Here is a 20,506-nt window from a genome sequence, read left to right as displayed (position 1 = left end):
TTGACACCATCAGGGGATAACCGTTATCCATGGACCCGTGCTGGGACGCCTGATGCTCGTGATCCGCTTACTCGGGCGCGATCTGCGCCGCCGCCGGACCGAATCGCTGCTGCTCCTGACCGCGATCACGGCCGCGACCGCGACGCTGACGCTGGGCATCGCGTCGAACGTGGTCGTCACCGACGCCTACGCGCAGACGGCCGCGGCGACCGCGGGTCCGGACGTCGTCGCGCGGACCCAGGGCGTCGGCCCGGCGGCGCTCGACGCCCTCGAGAGGGTGGCCTACGCGGACGGCGTCACCGGCTCCAGCGGGCCGTTCCCGGTCGCGTTCCTGCTGCTTCGGGCGCACGGGAAGACCGTCCACGCGGTCGTCGAGGGCCGGGACCGGCGGCCGGCCGCCGTCGACCGGCCCGCGGTGACCGACGGCGGGTGGGTACGCCCCGGCGGGGTGGTGGTCGAGCGGGCGTTCGCGGACGCGCTGAGGGTGAAGCCGGGCGAGTCCGTGCTGATCGGGGGCCACTCGGTGCGCGTGGAGGGAATCGGGATCACCGCGGCCCGGCCGCCGTTCCCGAACGCCGGATGGCACGAGCCGTGGACGATCCAGGGCGAGTCCGGCGGCGCGATCTGGGCCGACCGGAGCGATCTCGCCGCGCTCGCCGGCGACCAGCCGCTCTCGTACACGCTGAACCTGACGCTCCGCGATCCGTCGGTGTACGAGACGCTGCCCCGCCCGGAGGAGGACCGGATCGACTACTTCTCGGCAGAATTCTTCGCCGACCGCTTCCAGCGGGTGGCCGAGCCGGTGCGGACCGCGCTGCTGATCGGGAGCTGGCTGCTCGCCGGGCTCGCGGTGGCCGGGGTCGCGGGCATCGTCGCGGGGCGGGTCGTCGGGCAGCGCCGCCGGGTCGGGCTGCTGAAGGCGGTCGGGGCCGGTCCGGGCACGGTCGCGGTCGTGCACCTGGCCGAGTACCTGGTCATCGGGCTGGCCGCGGCCGGTCTCGGCCTGCTGGCCGGCTGGTTCGCCGCGCCCGCGCTGACCAGCCCGGGCGCGGGCGTCGTCGGTACGGTCGGTGTCCATCCGCCGCCGCTGCGCGCCGCCGTCGCGGCGGTGCTGCTCGCGGTCGCGATCGCGGTCGCCGCGACCATGGTCCCGGTGGTGCGGGCCGCGTTCACCAGCACGCTTCGTGCTCTGGCGGACGCCCCGGCCGCGCCGCGGCGCCGGGGCTGGCGGGTCCGGGTGTCCCGGCGGTTGCCGACGCCGGTGCTGCTCGGCGTCCGGATCAACGCGCGCCGCCCGCGCCGGGCCGGCCTGGTCACGATCAACGCGTTCATCACGACGACGGGGCTCGCGGCCGTGCTCGCCGTGCACGCCCAGCGCCGGGTGCTCGACCATCTCGGTCCGACCGTGCTCGCGGATCCCCGGACCGAGCGGCTGCACGAGGCGCTGTTCGTCGTCGCGGCCGTGCTGTGCGGGCTCGCGCTGCTCAACGCGGCCGTCAGCACGTGGAGCGCGGTCCTCGACGCCCGGCAGCCGCTGGCCGTCGCCCGCACGCTCGGCGCGACCCCACGGCAGGCCGGGATCGGCATGGCGGTGGCCCAGTTGCTGCCTGCGGTGCCGGGGGTGGTGGTGGGGTTGTTCGCCGGGCAGGCGCTGTATCTGCTGAATGACGACGGGGCGGTGCGGTACGCGTCGGGGGCGGCGCTGGCCGGGATCGGGGGTGGGGTGTTGGTGGTGATGGCCGGGTTGACCGTCCTTCCGGCCCTGGCCGCGGCCCGCCGCCCGGTAGCCGAGTCGCTCAGCGGTTGAGCGGGTCTCGGGGGAGGCCGAGGAGGCGTTCGCTGATGACGTTGCGGCTGATCTCGGAGGTGCCGCCGGCGATCGTCATGGCCCGGGAGTAGAGGTAGCCGGTGGAGATCGCCGCGTTCGAGCCGTCGACCGCGGCCGGGCCGGCCAGCCGCAGGCCGAGCTCGCCGATCGACTGCGCGAGTTCGGCCGCGATCAGCTTGGTGAGCGCCCCCTCGATGCTCGGCTCGGTGCTCCCGGAGACCGCCCGCACGACCATCCGCAGGTTCAGCAGCCGGGCGGCCTGCTCGACCGCGATCAAGCGGCCCAGTTCGCGCAGCTCGGCGACGTCGCCGACGTCGTACTTCTCGACCACCCGCAGCAGAGACGCGGCCCCGGCGCTGATGCTGCGCTCGCTGCCGATCGACACCCGCTCGTTCCCGAGCGTCGCGCGGGCGACGGTCCACCCGGCGTCGACCTCCCCCACGACGTCCTCGTCGGGCACGAAGACGTCGGTGAAGAACACCTCGTTGAACATCGCGGCGCCGGTGATCTCGCGCAGCGGACGCACCTCGACGCCGGGCGCCTTCAGGTCCACGACCATCGCGGTGATGCCCTGATGCTTCGGCGCCTCCGGGTCGGTGCGGACGGTCGCCAGCCCGCGGTTGCAGTACTGGGCCCCGCTCGTCCAGACCTTCTGGCCCGTGACGCGCCAGCCACCCTCGACCTTGATCCCGCGAGTCTGTACGGCGGCGGCGTCCGAGCCGGCCCCGGGCTCGCTGAACAGCTGGCACCAGACCAGGTCACCGGCCAGGCTGGCCGGGATCCAGCGGTCGATCTGCTCGGGGTCGGCGTGCTGGCTGATCGTCAGCGTGACCCAGCCGCCGATGCCCAGCTGCGGGACGTCGACGTCCGCGAACTCCTCCTCGATGACCAGTTGCTCGACCGCACGGGCGGCCCGACCCCAGGGCTTCGGCCAGTGCGGCACGAGGTACCCGGATTCGACGAGCAGCCGGCGCCGTCCGTCGGCCGGAGCGGCGTGGAACGTCTCGAGGAACGCCCGCGCCTCGGACCGGTACTCCTCCGCCTCGGGCGGCAGGTCGACGGCGTAGACGCGCTGGACGCCGGCCCGGGCCGCGGCCGTGACGTCGTCCTCGGCCTGAGCGACCGGGCCCCAGAGGGCGGCGAGCGTGACCGCGCGGCGCAGGTAGAGGTGGGCGTCGTGCTCGAACGTGAACCCGATGCCGCCGAGGATCTGGATCGCCTTCTGGGCGTTGGACTGGTAGGCGCGGAGGGCGGTGGCGGCGGCCACGGCGGCGGCCAGGTCGGCCTGGTCGGGGTCTCCCCCGGCGGCGCGGGCCGCGTCCCAGGCGGTGGCGGTGGCGGTCTCGGCGTCGACGAGCATGTTCGCGAGGTGGTGCTTCACCGCCTGGAAGCTGCCGATGACGCGGCCGAACTGTTCGCGCACCTTCGCGTACTCGAGCGCCATCGCCAGCGTGGCCTGCGCGCCACCGGCCGCCTCGGCCGCGGCCAACGCCCGCCCCACCCGCACCGCAACCCGCGCAGCCCCGGGAAAAACGACAACCCCCGCGCCGGCCACGTGCAGGCGAGCTGCGCCCAGGGACGGGTCGAGGCCGGGGGTCGGCTCCGCCGTCGCCTCGGCCAGCGGCACCAGCGCGAGATCCTCCTCCCCCACCCGCACCAGCGCCGCCTCGGCCCAACGAGCCCCGGGTACCGGCCCGACCGACCCCGACACCGTGCCGTTCTCGTCGGTCAACGCCCCGGCCAGCCCCAGCACGACGATCCGCGACCCGTCGGCCACCCCGGGCAGCAGCTCCGACTCCGGCGCCACCGCGGCCAGCACCGCCCCGGCCGCCACCGCGGGCAGGAACGGCCCGGGCGCCGGCACCGCCCCGAGCTGCTCGGCGATGACCGCGAGCTCCGGCAACCCGCCGTCGGACCCGCCGTGCGCCTCCGGGAGGTGCAGCCCGATCCACCCGAGGTCGGCCATCTGCTTCCACGCGGTGTTCGGCGCGGCCGGCGACGTCAGCGCCTCGCGGGTCGCCCGGCGCAGACCCTGCGCATCGGCGAACGAGCGAACGACGTCGGCCAGCTGCCGGTGGTCTTCGGTCAACGCGAGAGGCATGGCCCGCACACTAGAACGCGTTCTCTTTTCCCGCCAGCCGGTAGACCCGTTCCGCGGTACCGCCGAGCACGGCCGGGCGGGCCTGCGCCGGGATCGCGTTCACCAGACCGGCGTGGATCTCGGCGTACGACCCGGCCGCCAGCAGCGCGAACGGCCAGTCGCCGCCGTACATCAGCCGCTCCGGCCCGAACACCTCCAGCGCGTACGAGACGTACGGCCCGAACGCCTCGGCCGGCCCGGCCGTGTTCAGCCCCGACACCTTCGCGACCACGTTCGGCGCCGCCGCCGCGTCGGCCAGCAGCCCGGCCCAGGGCTCCCACCCCCGGGCCGCGATCGGCGGCTTTCCCAGGTGATCCAGCACCAGCCGCAGCCGCGGGTGGGCGGCCGCCACCACCGGCACCTGGGCCAGCAGCGCCGGGCTCTCCGCGCAGGCGTCGAACGTCAGCCCCCGGTCGGCCAGCAGCTCCAGCCCGTCGGCCACGTCCGGACGCAGGAGCCACTCCGGGTCCGGATCGCGGTGGATCAGGTGCCGGGCGCCGACGATCGGCGCCCCGGCCCAGCGGTCGAGGAGCGCGCCGGCCTCGGCCGGCCGGGTCAGCGGCAGCCAGACGACGACGCCGGCGATCGTCGGGTCGCGCTCCGCTTCGCGGAGCATGTTCCCGGTGTCCTCGACGTTGTCCGCCGCCTGCACCAGCACGGTCTTCTCGACGCCGGCCGCACGCAGCTCCTCCGCGACGTCGGCCTGCGTGTAGACCCGGTCGAGCACCCCGGGCTCCAGCCACGGGTAGTCCGCCGTGCGCGGATCCCACAGGTGCTGGTGCGCGTCGACGATCACGTGCGGTTCTCCGGCCGCCCCACCGGCCACTCCGCGTCCCGCACGTCCGCGAGGATGTTCTCCACCGCCTCCAGCAGGTCCGCGTCGACCGGCTCCGCGGCCCACTCCGCGTTCCGCCGGACGGATTCCGCGTCCGACGCTCCGACGATCGTCGACGTCACGCCGGGCAGCGTCATCGCGAACTGCAAGGCCAGGCGGACGATCGACGCGCCCTGCCGACGGCAGAACTCGGCCGCCCGACGGCACGCCGCCCGCATCTCGTCCGACGCCGGGTGCCAGCCCGGCGGACCGGCCTCGGTGAGCAGCCCCATCCCCAGCGGCGACGCGTTCAGGACCCCGATCTTCCGGTCGGCGAAGAACGGCACGCGCTCGCCGAGCGTCCGGATGAGCAGGTTGTAGTGGCAGTAGGAGAGGACCGTGTCGACGGGCGCCCGCCCGGCGACCGAAACCAGCGCGGAGAGCGGGAAGCCGGTGATGCCGACGGCTCCGACCAGGCCTTTCTCCCGCAGCCCGCGAAGCGCGGGCAGCGTCTCGGAGACGACCTGGTCGAGTGAGCCGAACTCGATGTCGTGGCACTGGATCAGGTCGATGTGGTCGGTGCGCAGCCGGCGCAGGCTCTCCTCGACGCTCCGCACGACCCGCGCGGCCGAGAAGTCGAACTCGTCGACGTCGTAGCGGCCGACCTTGGTCGCGAGGACGTACGAGTCGCGGGGCACCCCGCGCAGCGCATCGCCGAGGACGGTCTCCGCGCGGGTCCGGCCGTAGTACGGCGAGACGTCGATGAACGTGATCCCGCAGTCCAGCGCCGTACGCACGATCTCCTGCGCGGTGGCCGGCGCCATCGGTCCGTACTCGCCCCCGAGTTCGGCGGCGCCCAGCCCGAGCGCACTGATCATTCCTGGGCCTGCCCGCTGGTGATCCGGGAGACGATCAGCGCGCACAGGATGATCGCGCCGTTGAGCGCGGCGATCCACTGGGCCGGCACGCCGGCCAGCGTCAGCACGTTCTGGATCACGTACAGCAGCAGGATGCCGGTGAACGCGCCGAATACCGTGCCCTTGCCGCCGTTGAGGCTCACCCCGCCGATGACCGCGGCCGCGAACACGGTGAAGATCGCGCCGTTGCCCTGGGCCGCGGCGACCGACGCGAGCCGCCCGGAGAGCATCAGCCCGCCCAGCGCGGCCAGCATGCTCGCGAGCACCAGCACCGCCCAGAGGATCCGGTCGGTCCGGATGCCCGCGGCCCGGGCCGCGTCGGGGTTCCCGCCGATCGCGTACAGCGACCGTCCGGCCCGGGTGTAGCCCAGGGCGACGATCCCCAGCGCGAACAGCGCGAAGCACACGTAGACGGAGACCGGCACGCCGAGCCAGACCGTGGACCCGAGGTACATCATCGACGGCGGGAGGCCGAAGAACGTCTGGCCGCCGGAGATGCCGGTCAGCAGCCCGCGCAGGACGATCAGCATGCCCAGCGTGACGACGAACCCGTTCAGCCGGAACCGCACGATGAGCAGCCCGTTGATCAGGCCGATGACCGCGCCGGCGGCCAGCGTGATCGGCACGCCGGCCCAGCCCGGGGCCGCGCCGAGGCCGTGGGTCACGCCCGGTTCGACGATCAGCCAGGCGGCCAGGCCCGGCGCGAGGCCGAACGTCGACTCGAGCGAGAGGTCCATCTTCCCGGCGATCAGGACCAGGGTCTGGGCCAGGACGAGCAGGCCGATCTCGGCCATGGTCTGGAGGATGTTGATGAGGTTGTCGGAGCTGAGGAAGACCGGGTTGACGAAGTAGCCCACGATCGCGATGCCGATGATCGCGGGCACGAGGGCCAGGTCGCGCAGCCGGGCGAGCGCGAGCCGCCGCCCGCCCACCGCGGCCGCTCCGCCCCCGCTCGCGGGCTCAGCCGCTCCGCCCCCGCTCGCGGGCGCGAGCGCTTCGTCGCCGCTCGCGGGCGCTTCGGCGCCGCTCCCGGGCGCGGGCCGCACCGACGCGTCGGTCGCTGCGGACCTGGCGTTGCCGGTCGAGGCGTCACTCATCAAGGCCAACCCCTTCCATCGCCGCGACCAGGTCGTGGTCGTTCCACTCGTTGCCGAACTCGGCCACCTGCCGGCCCTGGAACAGCACCAGCACCCGGTCGCAGGTCCGCAGGTCGTCCAGTTCGTCCGACGCCACCAGCACGCCCGTCCCGCCCGAGCGCACCCGGTCGACGACGCCGAGCAGCGTCTCCTTCGACCGGACGTCGACCCCGGCCGTCGGCTGGATCAGCACCAGCAGCTTCGGGTCGTTGGCCAGCGCCCGTCCCATCACGACCTTCTGCTGGTTGCCGCCGGACAGCGCCGACACCGGCAGCGACGGCCCCGGCGTCTTCACGGCCAGGTCGTCGATCAACGTCTCGGCCAGCCGGTCGCGGCGGGCCGTCGAGATCGTCCCGAACCGGCCGAGCCGCTCCGGGACCGTCATCGTCAGGTTCTCGCCGATCGACAGATCGGCCACGAAGCCGGACGCGTGCCGGTCCTGCGGCACGAACCCGACCCCGGCGGCCAGCGACGCCGGGACGCTGCCCGGCTTCAGCACCCGGCCGCCCACCGACACGGTCCCGGCCCGGGCCCGCCGCAGGCCGACCACGGCCTCGGCGATCTCCCGCTTCCCGCTCCCGCCGCCGCCGGCCAGCCCGACGACCTCGCCGGCCGCGACCCGGAACGAGACCGGCGGCCCGTCGGACGTCCGCAGGTCGCGGACCTCCAGCACGGCCGGGGTCCCGGCCGGGACCGGCGTCCGGGCCGGCCGGTCGGTGAGCGTCGTCGCGTCGCCGGTCATGGCCTTCACCAGCTCGGTGGCCGGCAGGTCGGCGACCGGCCCGGTGACGATGTGCCGGGCGTCCCGGAACACCGTCACCTCGTCGCACACCCGGTAGATCTCCTCCAGGTGGTGGCTGATGAACAGGAACGTGATGCCCTTCTCCTGCAGGCCGCGCATCCGGTCGAACAGCCGGTTGATCGCCGGCCCGTCCAGCTGCGCGGTCGGCTCGTCGAGGATGATGAACCGGGCGTCGTACGAGAGGGCCCGGGCGATCTCGACCAGTTGCCGCTGCTCCACGGTCAGCTCGCCGGCCGGCCGGGTGACGTCGACGTCCACGTCCCAGGTGGCCAGGAGCTCAGCCGCCGACCGGCGGAGAGCCGACCACTTGATCAACCGGCTCTGCCGGTTGAGGAACAGGTTCTCGGCCACGGTCAGCGACGGGATGATCGTCGACTTCTGGTAGACGCAGGCGACGTGACGCCGCCAGGCGTTGCGGTCGGCCAGCGGCGGGGCCGGCACGCCCTCGAAGGTCACCGTGCCCTCGTCCGGGGCCTGCAGTCCGGTCAGGATGCTGACCAGCGTCGACTTGCCGGCGCCGTTCCGCCCCACCAGGGCGTGGGTGGCGCCGGCCCGCACGACGAGCCCGGCGTCCCGCAGCGCGACGGTGGACCCGTAGCGCTTCGTGATGCCCGAGGCCTCAACTAACACTGTTGCCCCAGAGTGATTTGTCGTCGAACTTGAGCGTCTTCTCGCCGCCGATCGTCGCGCCGTCCCTGGTCACGAGCGGCGCGGCCAACTGGTCCTCGAGCACCCCGTCGCGGACCTTGATGATCGTGCTGTCGTGGTCGGTCGGGCCGGGCTTGAACGTCTTGCCGGCGATGGCCTGCTGCACGTAGTACAGGCCGTACTTCGCGTACAGGTCGGCCGGCTGGGAGACCGTCGCGTCGATCTGGCCCGCTTCGATGTCCTTGAGCTCCTCGGGGATCCCGTCGTTGGAGACGATGAAGACGTGCTTCGGGTCCTCCGGCTCGACCAGGAGCCCGCGCTGTTTGAGCACCTGCAGGGTTCCGGAGAGCGCGAAGCTCGCCTGCATGTAGACGCCCTTGATGTCCGGGTGCGCGGCCAGCCGGGTCTGCAGCTGGTTCGCCGCGGTCGCGCCGTCCCACTTGGACGGTTCGGCGAAGACCTGGATGCCGGGGAAGTTCTTCTTCATGCACTCGTTGAACGCCTCGGTGCGGTCGCGGCCGTTGATCGACGCGACGTCGCCCATCAGCTCGACGACCTTGCCCTTGCCCTGCAGCTTCGTCCCGAGGAACTGACAGGCCTTCTCGCCGTAGGCCCGGTTGTCGGCCCGGACGACCATGAACACGTTGCCGGTGTCGGGCCGGGTGTCGATCGTGACGACCGGGACCTTCTTCGACTCCAGCTGCTGCAGCGTCGGCGCGACGGCCGCGGTGTCCTGGGGCGCCATCACGATGCCCTTCGCGCCCTGGCTGAGCAGCGTCTGGACGTTCGCGGTGAGCTTGGCGATGTCGTTCTCGGAGTTCGTCGTCTTGAGGTTCTTGATGCCGAGTTCCTTGGCCTCCTGCGGGCTGTACCGCACGTAGGCGTTCCAGAAGTCGGTGTCCGACCGGGGGTAGTCGGAGCCGATGACCGGGTCGGAGCTGCTGCCCGAGCTCCCGGTGGACGAGTTACAGGCGGCCAGCACGGTCGCCGCGAGCGCGACGGCCACTAATCGAAGCATTCGCACGGGGACTCCTTCGTCGGTGCGGAAATGTTTCTAGGCCCAGGCGGGGCCGTCGGGATACGTGAACTGCGCCAGTGAGGACGCGTGCATGCGGGCGCCGGCTCCGGGCGCGGTCGGGGTGAGGTACCGTCCGCCGCGTACCACGACCGGGTCGACGAAGTGTTCGTGCAGGTGGTCGACGTACTCGATGCGGCGGTCGGCCTGCGTCCCGGAGACCGCGACGTAGTCGAACATCGCCAGGTGCTGCACCATCTCGCACAGGCCGACGCCGCCGGCGTGCGGGCACACCGGGACGCCGAACTTCGCGGCCAGCAGCAGGATCGCGACGTTGTCGTTGATGCCGCCGACCCGGGTCGCGTCGATCTGGACGACGTCGACCGCCTGGGCCTGGAGCAGTTGCTTGAACAGCACCGGGTTGGCGCCGTGCTCGCCGGTCGCGACCTTGATCGGCGTCACGGCCTCGCGGATCCGGGCGTGGCCGAGCACGTCGTCCGGTGACGTCGGCTCCTCGATCCAGTACGGGCCGTGGGGCGCGAGGGCGGTCATCCACTCGATCGCCTCGCCGACGCCCCAGACCTGGTTGGCGTCGACCGCGATCGGCAGGTCGGGGCCCACCGCCTCGCGGGCGATCCGGAGTCGCCGCCGGTCGTCGTCGAGGTCGCCGCCCACCTTGAGCTTGATCATCCCGAAGCCGTCGGCCACGGCTTCCTTGGAGAGGCGGGCCAGCTTCTCGTCGTCGTAGCCGAGCCAGCCGGGCGTCGTCGTGTAGGCCGGGTAGCCGCTGTCGAGCAGCCGTTGCTGCCGGACGTCCCGGCCGTCGGCCCGCAGGATCTCCAGCGCCTCGGCCGGCGTCAGCGCATCGCGGAGGTACCGGAAGTCGACGAGGTCGACGATCTGCTCCGGGCTCATCTCGGCCAGCAGCCGCCAGAGCGGCTTGTTCTCGCGGCGGGCCCGCAGGTCCCAGGCCGCGTTGACGATCGCTCCGGACGCCATCGCGATCACGCCCTTGTCCGGGCCGAGCCACCGGAACTGGCTGTCGCCCGAGATCCGGCGGGCGAACCCTCCGAGGTCTGCCAGCGTCGGGTCGACCGGCAGCCCGACGACCAGCGGCTCCAGTGCTTGGATCGCCGCGACCTGCACGTCGTTGCCCCGGCCGATCGTGAACACCAGCGAATGGCCCTCGTCTCCGTCGCTGGTGCGCAGCACCACGTAGGCGGCGGAGTAGTCGGGCTGCGGGTTCATCGCGTCCGAGCCGTCGAGAGAACGGGAGGTCGGGAACCGCACATCGCGCGTTTCCAGGCCGACGATCGTGCTCGTCACTGAGCAATCCTCCGATCGATCTGGGGATACTCCGGGCGTTTAACCGTGACCGGCGTCTCATCCGGCGACGAGACATCCGATGTTTACACCTCTCGCAGGCGCTCTCGCTAGACCTAGGATGTTTTCGTGTCTGGAGGTGGGTTCTTTGTCGCTGACCGATGACGCGATCGCCCGGATCCGCGGGCTGATCCAATCCGGGGAGCTCGTGCCCGGGAGCAGGCTGCCTCCGGAGAACCAGCTCGCCGCCGAGCTCGGGATCTCCCGCAACTCGATGCGCGAGGCGGTGAAGGCGCTGCAGTTCGCGCGGGTGCTCGACGCCCGCCCGGGCGACGGCACGTACGTCACGAGCCTGGCGCCCGGGCTGCTGCTGGCCGGCCTCGGCTCGGCCGTCGACCTGCTGCGCGACGACACGCTGCTCGAGGTGATGGAGATCCGCTCGATGCTCGAGCCGGCCGCGACGTCGGTCGCAGCGCTCCGAATCACGCCGGACGGGCTCGCCGAGCTGGAGTTCCTGCTCGGCCGGATGCGCGCGGCCGCCGCCGACGCCGAGGAACTCGTCCGCTACGACATGGACTTCCACCGGACGGTGGTGGCGGCCACCGGGAATCAGTCGCTCACCTCGGTGCTCGACGGCCTGTCCGGCCGGACGGCGCGCGCCCGCGTGTGGCGAGGTCTGCTCATGGCCGACGCCTCGGCGACGACGCTCGCCGAGCACCAGGCCATCTACGACGCGCTGGCCAGCGGCGATCCCGAGCTGGCCCGGGCCGCCGCGTTACTCCACGTGAGCTCGTCGGCCCGGTGGCTGCGTCACGCGCTGGAGGAGAGCGGCGGGGGCCGCAGGTGAGCGGCCGGATTCCCCGGCGGGCTCCGGAGGAGCTCGCCGGCGAGGAGCGGCGCCTCTACGACGAGATCGTCGGCGGTCCCCGGGCCCAGGGGCCGGCGCTGTTCCGCCTCACCGACGACGACGGCGGCCTGCTCGGCCCGTTCAACGCGATGCTGTTGTCGCCATCGATCGGGGAGAAGCTCCAAGCCCTCGGCGCCGGTATCCGCTACGGCGGCGAGCTGTCCGACCGGGCCCGGGAGATCGCGATCCTGGCCGTCGCCGCGCACTGGGACAGCCGCTTCGAGCGCTACGCCCACGAGGCGGTCGCCTCCCACGCCGGACTCCCCCACGAGGTCGTCACCGCGATCCGCGACCACACCCCGGCCGCCCTCGACGACCCCGTCGAACAGGCCGTCCTCGACCTGAGCACCACCCTGCTCACCACGAAAGACCTGGACGACGACGCCTACGCCCGGGCGAAGCGGGTCCTCGGCGAACCCGCCGTGTTCGAGCTGACCACGCTCGTCGGCTACTACTCGACGCTCGCCCTCCAGCTCCGCGTCTTCCGCGCCGACGACGTCCCCTAGCGGGAGGGGTCCACGTGGATCTTGGGCCCGCCGCCGGCCGGACGAACCCCGGCCAGCACCTCGGCCACCCCGTCGAGCCCGACCGTCGCGGCCACCAGCGGCCGCGGATCGACCGCGCCCCGGGCGTACGCGTCGATGCAGTCCGCCAGCCCGGGCGACGCCGACAGGATCCCGACCGCGGTCACGTCCTTCAGCACCAGCGTGCGGGTGTCGAGCAGGCTCGGCGCCCCGGACAGCCCGATGTACACCAGCCGCCCACCCGGCTCCACCACGTCCAGCGCCAGCGCCGGCAGATGCGCCGCGTTCGACGCGTCCACGACCGCGTCGAACGGCATCGACGGCAGCGTCGCCTCGGTCCAGACGTCCCCGAACCCCAGCCGGCCGGCGAAATCGTCGCCCGGACGCCCGAGCAGGTGCACCTCGGCCCCGGCCGCCCGCAGGAACATCGCGACGAGCAGCCCGATCGCGCCGGGCCCCAGCACCAGCACCCGGTCCCCCGGCCCGGCCTGCGTCGCCCGGGCCGCCCGCAGGCTGTTCCCGCCCGGCTCGACCAGCGCCCCGGCCACCGGGTCCACGCTGTCCGGCAGCCCGTGCAGCGACGATACGGGCACCGCCAGCTGCTCGGCCAGCGCCCCGGCCCGCCCGCCGCGGATCCCGACCTCCTGCCGGGCCTCGCACGTGTGCTGATGCCCTCGGACGCACCGGCGGCACGACCCGCACCCCAGCATCGTGTCGCCCATGACCCGCCGTCCGACCCAGGCGTCCTCGACGCCGGGACCCACCGACGACACGACCCCGCACCACTCGTGCCCCAGCCGCATCGGGTAGACCGCGTGCCCCTGGTGCAGGTACGCCATCTCCCCGCTGAAGAACTCGACGTCGGTGCCACACACCCCCACCCGCTCGACGTCGATCACCGCCTCGCCGGGCCCGGCCACCGGAGGCGGCACGTCCTCCACCGAACCCTGGCCCGGCCCCGCCAGCACGAACGCTCTCATGCACGGATCATCCACCCACACCGACACTGGGCTGGTAACGCCTGCACAGATCGGGCGGACCGGCGAGACTGAGGACAGCGTCCGCTCGGGAAGGAACGGCAGCGATGAAGCTCCGCAGTGCTGACTGGTACGCCGGCGAGAGCCGCAACTCCTACATCCACCGCGCCTGGATGCGCCGCGGGGTTCCGTCCGACGCGTTCGAGGGCCGTCCGCAGATCGCGATCGCCAACACCGCGTCCGACCTGACCCCGTGCAACGCCCACCTCACCGAGGTCGCCGCGTCGGTCAAGAACGGCGTCTACGAGGCCGGGGGCATCCCGCTCGAGCTGCCCGTCGTCTCGCTCGGGGAGACCAACGTCCGCCCCACCGCGATGCTCTGGCGCAACCTGGCCGCGATGGCCACCGAGGAGATGCTCCGGGCCAACCCGATCGACGGCGTCGTGCTGCTCGGCGGGTGCGACAAGACGATCCCGTCGCTGCTCATGGCGGCCGCGTCGGTCGACATCCCGGCCGTCGTCGTGCCGGGCGGGCCGATGCTCAACGGCACGTTCCGGGGCGTCCCGCTGGGCTGTGGCACCGACGTCTGGCGGCTGTCCGAGGAGGTCCGCGCGGGCACGCTCTCGCAGTCCGACTTCATCCGGTCGGAGTCCGCGATGATCCGCAGCCGCGGCCACTGCAACACGATGGGCACCGCGTCGACGATGGCGCTGGTCGCGGAGGCGCTCGGCACGGTCGTCCCGGGCGTCGCCGGCACCCCGGCGCCGGACAGCCGTCTGCTGGAGGCCGCCCACGGCACCGGCCGGCTGGCCGTCTCCCTCGTCGCCGAAGACCGCCGGCCGTCGACGTTCCTCACCGCGGGAAGCTTCCGGAACGCGATCGTGGCGCTGGCCGCGATCGGCGGCTCCACCAACGCGGTGGTGCACCTCCTCGCGATCGCCGGCCGTCTCGGCCTCGACCTCACGCTGGACGACTTCGACCGGATCGGGTCCCGCGTCCCGGTGCTGGTCGACCTGCTGCCGGCCGGCCGTTTCCTGATGGAGGACTTCCACCGCGCCGGTGGGCTGCGGGCCGTCCTGCGCGAGGTCCGCGACCTTCTCGACGCCGACGCGCTGACCATCACCGGCAAGCCCCTCGTCGACTACCTGGACGACGCCCCGATCTGGGATCCGGAAGTGATCCGGCCGCGCGACGCGCCGCTGGTGGCCGAGGGAGGTATCGCGGTGCTGCGGGGCAACCTGGCGCCGTCCGGGGCGCTGATCAAGCCGGCCGCGGCCTCGGCGCACCTGCTCCGGCACCGCGGCCGGGCCGTGGTGTTCGACTCGATCGAGGACTTCCAGGCCCGCATCGACGACCCGTCGCTGGACGTGGACGCGTCGTCGGTGCTGGTCCTGCGCGGGTGCGGGCCGCGGGGCTACCCGGGGATGCCCGAGGTCGCGAACATGCCGCTGCCGAAGAAGCTGCTCGCGGAGGGCGTGCGGGACATGGTGCGCGTCTGCGACGGCCGGATGAGCGGTACCGCCTACGGCACCGTCGTGCTGCACGTGGCGCCGGAGGCCGCCGCCGGCGGCCCGCTGGCCCTGGTCCGGACCGGTGACTGGATCACTCTGGACGTGGAAGCCCGGCGCATCGACGTCGACGTGCCGCCGGACGAGCTGGCCCGCCGGGCACCGGACACGCAGAACTTCGCCGCCCCGGCGAGGGGCTGGGAACGCCTCTACATCGACCACGTCCAACAGGCCGACCAGGGGGCCGACCTGGACTTCCTGAGGGGCAGCAGCGGAGCCGAGGTCCTCCGCGAGTCGCACTGACGGGCGTACGCACGACTGCGTATTCACCCCGGGCCCGCCGGCCACGAGGCTGATCGTCGTTCCGAGTCACGAGGGAAGGACGACTGATGACCGCAACACTGGGCTTAACGACCGGCCAGTACCTCCGCGGGCCGGACGGGACGTTGTACGTGGTGGCGAACGGGAGGCGGTACCGGCTCGATCAGGCCAACGACGTCATGGACGTGTCCGAGGCGGACCTCGCCGGTCTGCCGGAGGGAACGGTCGCGGAGGGGGTGGCGCCGGAGCAGTCGCTGCCGGCGGCCCACTTCGACTCCGGCGACCAGTTCCTCGGCGCCGGCCACTACATGCAGACCGTCGGCGGGGTCACCGTGTCGGGTGGGGTGCTGTCGGCGATCACCCGCACGTTCACGGTGACCGACCTCGGCGGTTTCCACGGGGCCGTGACCGCGGTGCTGGCCGACGCCGCCGACAACCCGATCGTGCCGAGCCCGCCGACCCAGCCGTACCTGCACCGTTACGGCGTCGACGGACGGTGGATCGGCACCTCCGACCGGCACGATCCCTGGTCGACCACCTACGCGGCGGCCGACATCGTGCGGGCCACGCACGTCCATCTGTTCCACACGCCGAGCCCCGACTCGTTCCAGACGATCCTCAACAAGTGGGTCACCGCGGGTGGCAGCGTGAAACAGCTGGCCGACGACGCGGCCGGGGTCGCCAAGGACTATCAGCAGATCGTCTCGGCCATCGGTAGCTGACCGGCCGCGGGGGTTCGGGTCACGGCGGGGCGGGTTCCTCGACCAGGCCGGTCCGGCGGGCGTAGGCCGCTACCTGGAGACGGTCGTGCAGGCCGAGCTTGGCGTAGAGGTGCTCGAGCTGCTTGTGCACGGTCCGGGGGCTCACCCGACGGACCCGGGCGATCGCCTCGGCGGTCAGGCCGGCCGTCAGGAGGGCCACGATCTGCGACTCCGCCGGGGTCAGCCGGGCCCGCTCGGCCGCCACGGCGGAGATCCGCGGGCCGCGCACGAGGTGGTGCGCGGCCACGAGCACCGGCTGCACCGCCCGGGCGACGTCCATCGCGTCGTCGCTGAAGTCGCGCCCGCTGCGGCTGGCCATGAACGCGTCCAGGCCTCCGGCGCGGGTACCGACGAGCAGCGCGAGCACCCGTCGGCCGCCGACCGGCTTCAGCACCTCGTAGGTACGGGTGCGGGTCCAGTTCCGATCGGACACCAGATCGCTCGTCCGCCGCGGCGCTCGGTCCGCGGGCTGTCGCAGGTAGTGCGTGAAGAGCGGATACCCGGCGATTCCCTCCTCGCGCAACAGCGCGTTGACCGCCGTCTCGGCGGCCGACGTCATCCGGTCCCGCGGATGGAGCCGGAGCCGGACCGTCCACATCGATGCCCGGCGGAGATCGGTGAAGCCCGCGTAGTCGACGCCCAGTGTCCGAGAGAGCCACTCGCTGGCCGAGCTCTCCAGATCCACCGGGGTCGACGCACCGGCCAGCCGCCAGCTGAAGTCCAGAGCCAGGTCCGTAGCGCTGCGGTACATGATCGGCCACCGCCTGCCGTCGACGATCGGACCACCCTACGCGGCCCCCGTCACGGACGCCCGCGCTCCGGCACCCGATCGACCGGCCCGCGCTCCCGGTCGTCCTGATTCCGGTCGTCGGGATTCCAGCTGCCGGCACCGTCATCGATCGACGGATTCGGGCACGGCTGCTCCGAGCCGCACGAGGGCGCGCTCGGGTCGACGCTCTCGACGATGATTCCGATCAGGCTGTACGCGACGACGCCCGCCACTACGAGCCCGATCACGATCGTGATCACCCTGGTCATGGCTTCCCCCGCTCCCTGTGTCCAGGCCAGGATCGGGGTGCGGCGGGCGGGCCGAAATACGCACTGCTACGTACGACCGACGGCGTCAGGCGGGCGTCTCCAGCGGGCGGGCGTGCTCGAGGAATTCGTCGAGGAAGGCGTCCCAGCCGCCCGGGCCGAGGATCGGGTAGAGGACGAACTTCGTGACGCCGGCCTCGACGTAGCGGGTGATCAGCTCGCGGATCGCCGGCCAGCCGATCGGAACCAGAGAGGCCGGATCCACCCCCGGGCGGCGGCTTCGCAGAGCCTCGACGAACGCGTCCGGGAGCGCGTCGAAGGCCACCGGCAGGCTCAGACCGAAGTGGTCCTGCTCGATCTCGCGTCCGGCCCGCGCGGCCGCCGCGTTGATCGCCTCGATGCCGGCCGCGCATTCGTCGACCGTGAGGCGGCTGGCCAGCCAGCCGTCGCCGAAGCGGCCGACGCGCTCGAGGGCGGCCGGCACCGCCCCGCCCAGCCAGAGATCCGGTGCCCGGGCCGGGCGCTCGCCGATGCTCAGGTTCTCGAACGCGAAGAACTCGCCCGCGAACGTCACCGAGTCCGACGTCAGCAGCCGGCGCACGACGGTCAGGGCCTCGTCGAACACCGCGCCGCGGCGACCGGCCGGCACCGGGAACGCCCCGCGCTCGGCCGCCCGCGCCGGGCCCAGCCCCACCGCGGGCAACACCCGGCGAGGGGCCAGCAGCGCGAGCGACGCCAGCTCCTTGGCGAACAGCACCGGGTTGCGCCCGGGCAGCACGACCACGCCCGTGCCCACCTTCAACCGCGACGTCCGGGCCAGCGCGAACGCCATCCCGGCCATCGGGTCGACCGACCGCGCCGAGACCTGCTCGGACAGCCAGAGCGAGTCGACGTCCAATTCCTCGAGCCGGGCCGCCAGCGGCGCCAGCTCGGCGGCCGGAAGCGACCCGGTACCTACCCCGATCCGTACCTTCACACCGTCCAGGCTTCCAGCAACAACGACACCCGGCCAGGCCGCGCGGGCAACCGGTACCGCGGCAGCACGCCGACCCCGCAGGTCGCGGTGCCGAGCCCGGACTGCGCGAGGTCGAGCGAGACGTGCGTGTTCCCGTCGGCGACCAGGTCGTGGTGGTGCAGCGTCGTCGCGAGCGCCGTCCGGCTCCACGGCGACACGGTCACCGCGATCTCCTCGGCTCCGCCCTCGACGACCGTGACCCGCAGCCCGCCCGCCGACGTCGCGATCGCCGCCGATCGCACCCCGCGCCGGGCGCCGCTCTCCTGCGGCCGCACGTAGTTCGTGAACAGCTCGTCCGCGTCCGCGTGGTGCCGTCCGTGGTACGTACCGGCGGCCAGGTCGGGGTAGGCCGGCCCGGGGCCGAGCCCGTCCCAGTCCAGACCGGTCGGACGCCCCGGCAGCACCAGGTCGAGCCCCAGCCGCGCCCACTCGGTCGGCCACGGCCCGCGCGGGGTCAGCGTGACGTCGACCAGCACCACGTCCGGACGCACCTGGCGCCAGTGCAGGTCGGCGTCGACCGCGAAGTCCCGGCCGGGGGGCGCGGTGCGGTGGAGCGTCCGCAGGAAGGTCGTTTCGTTCATGGCCGTGACCAGCCGCGTACGGACGCGGTCGATCCCGGCCTCGGCCCAGCGTTCGGCGTACGGCGGGAGGTCGGGTTCGTCGCGGCCGGGGTAGCGGTCGTTGTCGGTGGGCGCGCGCCACAGGCTCGGGACCGGGCCCTCGAAGCTCAGCCCGCCGAGCGTCCGCAGGCGCATCGAGATCGGGTCGAACGCGGCCCGGTCGGGGACGGTCGTCTCGCGCGGGCGCGCGGCCGGCGCGAGCCGGACGAACTGACCGCGGGCGACGACGTGGCCGGCCCCGGCCCAGGCCGTCGCCTCGGCGAGCACGGCCTCGACCGTGAGCGTGGCGTTCCCGTCCGGTGCGGGGACCTCGACGGTCTCGCCCGGGCCGACCGTGGGCACCTTCAGCGTGCCCTCGGCCCCGTCGGCGTCCCGCCAGACGAACCGCAGGTGGTCGAGGCCGACGAGCGCGTACCGGTTCTCGATCCGGATGGCGTCCTCGGTCACCTCGATCCGGACCGGCGCGAACCAGTGCGCGAGCGCGGTGAGGCCGGGGCGGGGCTCACGGTCGGCGCTGACCAGTCCGTCGGTGACGAAGTTGCCGTCGTGCGTCTGTTCGCCGAAGTCACCGCCGTACAGCAGCCGGCGCTGCCCGTTCTCGACGACCGCGATCGCGTGCTCGATCCACTCCCAGATGAAGCCGCCGGCCAGCCGCGGGTAGCGGTCGAAGAGCTCCTGGTACTCCTCGAGCCCGCCGGGCCCGTTGCCCATCGCGTGCGCGTACTCGCACTGGATGAACGGCAGGCTGCGACGGTGGAGCTCGGCCGGGGTGGCGCCGTACGGCGCCGGGCTCAGGACCTCCTCGCCGATGTTCTTCACCTCGTCGTGGGTGGCGTACATCCGCGAGTACACGTCGACGTAGGTCGAGTCCCAGTCGTGCTCGTAGTGGACGAGCCGGGACGGGTCGAACGCCTTGGTCCAGGCCGACATGGCCTCGAGGTTCGCACCGTGCCCGGCCTCGTTGCCCAGCGACCAGAACACGATGCTGGCGTGGTTCTTGTCGCGGTGCACGGTGCGCTGCATGCGGTCGAGGTAGGCGGACTCCCAGGCCGGGTCGTCGCTGGGGTTGTCGCGCCAGCCGACCTCGACGAAACCGTGGGTCTCCAGGTCGCACTCGAGGATGACGTAGAGGCCGAGCTCGTCGGTGAGGTCGAGCAGGCCCGGGTGCGGCGGGTAGTGCGAGGTCCGCACCGCGTTGATGTTGTGCCGCTTCATCAGCTCGAGCTCGGCCCGGGCGGTCTCGAGCGGCACCGCGCGCCCGCGCGAGGGGTCGTGCTCGTGCCGGTTGACCCCGCGGAACTGCAGCGGCGCGCCGTTGATCAGCAGCACGGAGTCGCGCACCTCGACCCGGCGGAAGCCCAGGCGGAGGCTGACCCGCTCGTCCGGGGTGGTGAGCGTGGCGTCGTAGAGGCGGGGGTTCTCGGCCGACCAGGGTTCGACCGAGCCCGCGTCGAGCGTGGCCTCGCCGTCGATCTCGGCGCGGAGGCTCAGCTCGGGGACCTCGAGCGTGGCCCGGCCGGGCGTCCCGTCGTTGGCCGTGAGCGTGAGGCGGACCGAGCCGGTCGCCGCGGCCGGGTCGTAGTCGGCCACCACGAAGACGTCGTACAGGCCGTGCTCCGGGATCGCGACCAGCTCGACGTCGCGGAAGATGCCGGGCAGCCACCACATGTCCTGGTCTTCGAGGTAGCTCGCGTCGGAGAACTGCGCGACGCGGACGGCCAGCACGTTGCCGGTCGCGGTGAGCTTCCCGGTGACGTCGAACTCGTGGGTCAGCCGGCTGCCGCGGGTCTCGCCGAGGACGTGGCCGTTGAGGCGGACCTCGGCGGCCGACTCGATGCCGTCGAAGCGCAGGACCGCGGCTTTTCCGGCCAGGGCCGGGTCGGCGTCGAAGACCAGCCGGTAGTCGCCGATCGGGTTCTCGTCCGGCGGGTTCGGCGGGTCGATCGGGAACGGGAAGCGGACGTTCGTGTAGGCGGGGGCGCCGTGGCCCTCGAGGACCCAGTGGGCCGGGACCGGGATCGAGCCCCACTCGCCGGTGCCGCTCCAGTAGTCGTCCGGGGCGACCGCGAGGGCCGGGTGGACGCGGAACTGCCAGGTGCCGTTGAGGCTCTGGCGGGGCGCGGTGGTGGTGAGGCGGGCGCGCGGGATCAGGGCCCCGACCCCGGGACCTTTGCGGGCGATGTCCATGGCGTCGTTCTCCCCCGGGGTGGCGTTT

At 73.0% G+C, this 20,506-nt stretch carries 17 protein-coding genes; 5 read left to right on the top strand and 12 right to left on the bottom strand.

The window, feature by feature from the left end; genetic code table 11:
- Positions 1–37: 37 nt before the first annotated feature.
- The gene (locus FL583_RS16670; protein ID WP_142705572.1) at positions 38–1,807 is read left to right on the top strand and encodes an FtsX-like permease family protein; all 1,770 of its coding nucleotides are present in this window, start codon (positions 38–40) and stop codon (positions 1,805–1,807) included.
- Here the strand turns inward: FL583_RS16670 and FL583_RS16665 are convergent.
- The 7 genes from FL583_RS16665 to FL583_RS16635 are packed head-to-tail and all read right to left on the bottom strand — an operon-like array spanning position 1,797 to position 10,626.
- On the bottom strand, positions 1,797–3,929 hold the full coding sequence (locus tag FL583_RS16665; RefSeq protein WP_142705571.1) for an acyl-CoA dehydrogenase family protein: 2,133 nt from the start codon (positions 3,927–3,929) through the stop codon (positions 1,797–1,799). The two genes, FL583_RS16670 and FL583_RS16665, sit on opposite strands and share 11 nt — an antisense overlap.
- A gap of 10 nt (positions 3,930–3,939) precedes the next feature.
- Entirely contained in the window at positions 3,940–4,764 is an 825-nt protein-coding gene (locus FL583_RS16660) for an amidohydrolase family protein (RefSeq protein ID WP_142705570.1), read from the bottom strand.
- On the bottom strand, positions 4,761–5,660 hold the full coding sequence (locus FL583_RS16655) for an aldo/keto reductase (protein WP_142705569.1): 900 nt from the start codon (positions 5,658–5,660) through the stop codon (positions 4,761–4,763). Before FL583_RS16655 ends, FL583_RS16660 begins: the two co-directional genes overlap by 4 nt.
- Positions 5,657–6,796, bottom strand: coding sequence for an ABC transporter permease (locus FL583_RS16650; protein ID WP_142705568.1), 1,140 nt, complete (start codon positions 6,794–6,796; stop codon positions 5,657–5,659). The genes FL583_RS16655 and FL583_RS16650 overlap by 4 nt, the downstream gene beginning before the upstream one ends.
- Positions 6,789–8,267 (bottom strand): sugar ABC transporter ATP-binding protein, encoded by a 1,479-nt coding sequence (locus FL583_RS16645; protein WP_142705567.1) that lies wholly within the window; start codon positions 8,265–8,267, stop codon positions 6,789–6,791. The genes FL583_RS16650 and FL583_RS16645 overlap by 8 nt, the downstream gene beginning before the upstream one ends.
- Positions 8,257–9,303 carry a sugar ABC transporter substrate-binding protein gene (locus FL583_RS16640; RefSeq protein ID WP_142705566.1) on the bottom strand — a complete coding sequence of 349 codons (1,047 nt, stop codon included), beginning with the start codon at positions 9,301–9,303 and terminating at the stop codon, positions 8,257–8,259. Before FL583_RS16640 ends, FL583_RS16645 begins: the two co-directional genes overlap by 11 nt.
- A 36-nt stretch (positions 9,304–9,339) precedes the next feature.
- Positions 9,340–10,626 carry an enolase C-terminal domain-like protein gene (locus FL583_RS16635; protein ID WP_240746712.1) on the bottom strand — a complete coding sequence of 429 codons (1,287 nt, stop codon included), beginning with the start codon at positions 10,624–10,626 and terminating at the stop codon, positions 9,340–9,342.
- Between the two features lie 145 nt (positions 10,627–10,771).
- Between FL583_RS16635 and FL583_RS16630 the strand changes: the two genes are divergently transcribed.
- Both FL583_RS16630 and FL583_RS16625 read left to right on the top strand, forming a co-directional pair.
- Positions 10,772–11,470 (top strand): FadR/GntR family transcriptional regulator, encoded by a 699-nt coding sequence (locus FL583_RS16630; protein WP_142705565.1) that lies wholly within the window; start codon positions 10,772–10,774, stop codon positions 11,468–11,470.
- Positions 11,467–12,036 carry a carboxymuconolactone decarboxylase family protein gene (locus tag FL583_RS16625; protein WP_142705564.1) on the top strand — a complete coding sequence of 190 codons (570 nt, stop codon included), beginning with the start codon at positions 11,467–11,469 and terminating at the stop codon, positions 12,034–12,036. Before FL583_RS16630 ends, FL583_RS16625 begins: the two co-directional genes overlap by 4 nt.
- On the opposite strand, the gene FL583_RS16620 is transcribed toward FL583_RS16625, so the two are convergent.
- The gene (locus FL583_RS16620) at positions 12,033–13,034 is read right to left on the bottom strand and encodes a zinc-dependent alcohol dehydrogenase (RefSeq protein WP_142705563.1); all 1,002 of its coding nucleotides are present in this window, start codon (positions 13,032–13,034) and stop codon (positions 12,033–12,035) included. The two genes, FL583_RS16625 and FL583_RS16620, sit on opposite strands and share 4 nt — an antisense overlap.
- Before the next feature lie 104 nt (positions 13,035–13,138).
- On the opposite strand from FL583_RS16620, the gene FL583_RS16615 reads away from it, so the two are divergent.
- Positions 13,139–14,842, top strand: a complete 1,704-nt coding sequence (locus FL583_RS16615; RefSeq protein WP_142705562.1) for an IlvD/Edd family dehydratase — start codon at positions 13,139–13,141, stop codon at positions 14,840–14,842.
- Positions 14,843–14,928: 86 nt separating this feature from the next.
- Complete coding sequence (locus tag FL583_RS16610; protein WP_142705561.1) at positions 14,929–15,582, top strand: hypothetical protein; 654 nt, start codon at positions 14,929–14,931, stop codon at positions 15,580–15,582.
- 19 nt (positions 15,583–15,601) lie between these two features.
- On the opposite strand, the gene FL583_RS16605 is transcribed toward FL583_RS16610, so the two are convergent.
- The 4 genes from FL583_RS16605 to FL583_RS16590 form a co-directional block, all read right to left on the bottom strand.
- Positions 15,602–16,372: a response regulator transcription factor gene (locus FL583_RS16605; protein ID WP_142705560.1), complete on the bottom strand. Its 771-nt coding sequence runs from the start codon at positions 16,370–16,372 to the stop codon at positions 15,602–15,604.
- Positions 16,373–16,422: 50 nt separating this feature from the next.
- The gene (locus FL583_RS16600) at positions 16,423–16,659 is read right to left on the bottom strand and encodes a hypothetical protein (protein ID WP_142705559.1); all 237 of its coding nucleotides are present in this window, start codon (positions 16,657–16,659) and stop codon (positions 16,423–16,425) included.
- 85 nt (positions 16,660–16,744) lie between these two features.
- The gene (locus tag FL583_RS16595) at positions 16,745–17,632 is read right to left on the bottom strand and encodes a TIGR03854 family LLM class F420-dependent oxidoreductase (protein ID WP_142705558.1); all 888 of its coding nucleotides are present in this window, start codon (positions 17,630–17,632) and stop codon (positions 16,745–16,747) included.
- The gene (locus tag FL583_RS16590) at positions 17,629–20,478 is read right to left on the bottom strand and encodes a glycoside hydrolase family 2 TIM barrel-domain containing protein (protein ID WP_142705557.1); all 2,850 of its coding nucleotides are present in this window, start codon (positions 20,476–20,478) and stop codon (positions 17,629–17,631) included. Before FL583_RS16590 ends, FL583_RS16595 begins: the two co-directional genes overlap by 4 nt.
- Positions 20,479–20,506: the final 28 nt, after the last annotated feature.

The sequence above is a fragment of the Cryptosporangium phraense genome, from assembly GCF_006912135.1.
GTDB classification, from domain to species: Bacteria; Actinomycetota; Actinomycetes; order Mycobacteriales; family Cryptosporangiaceae; genus Cryptosporangium; species Cryptosporangium phraense.
Note: the sequence above shows the minus strand (reverse complement) of the source record. Positions and strands in the feature narration are given on the sequence as shown.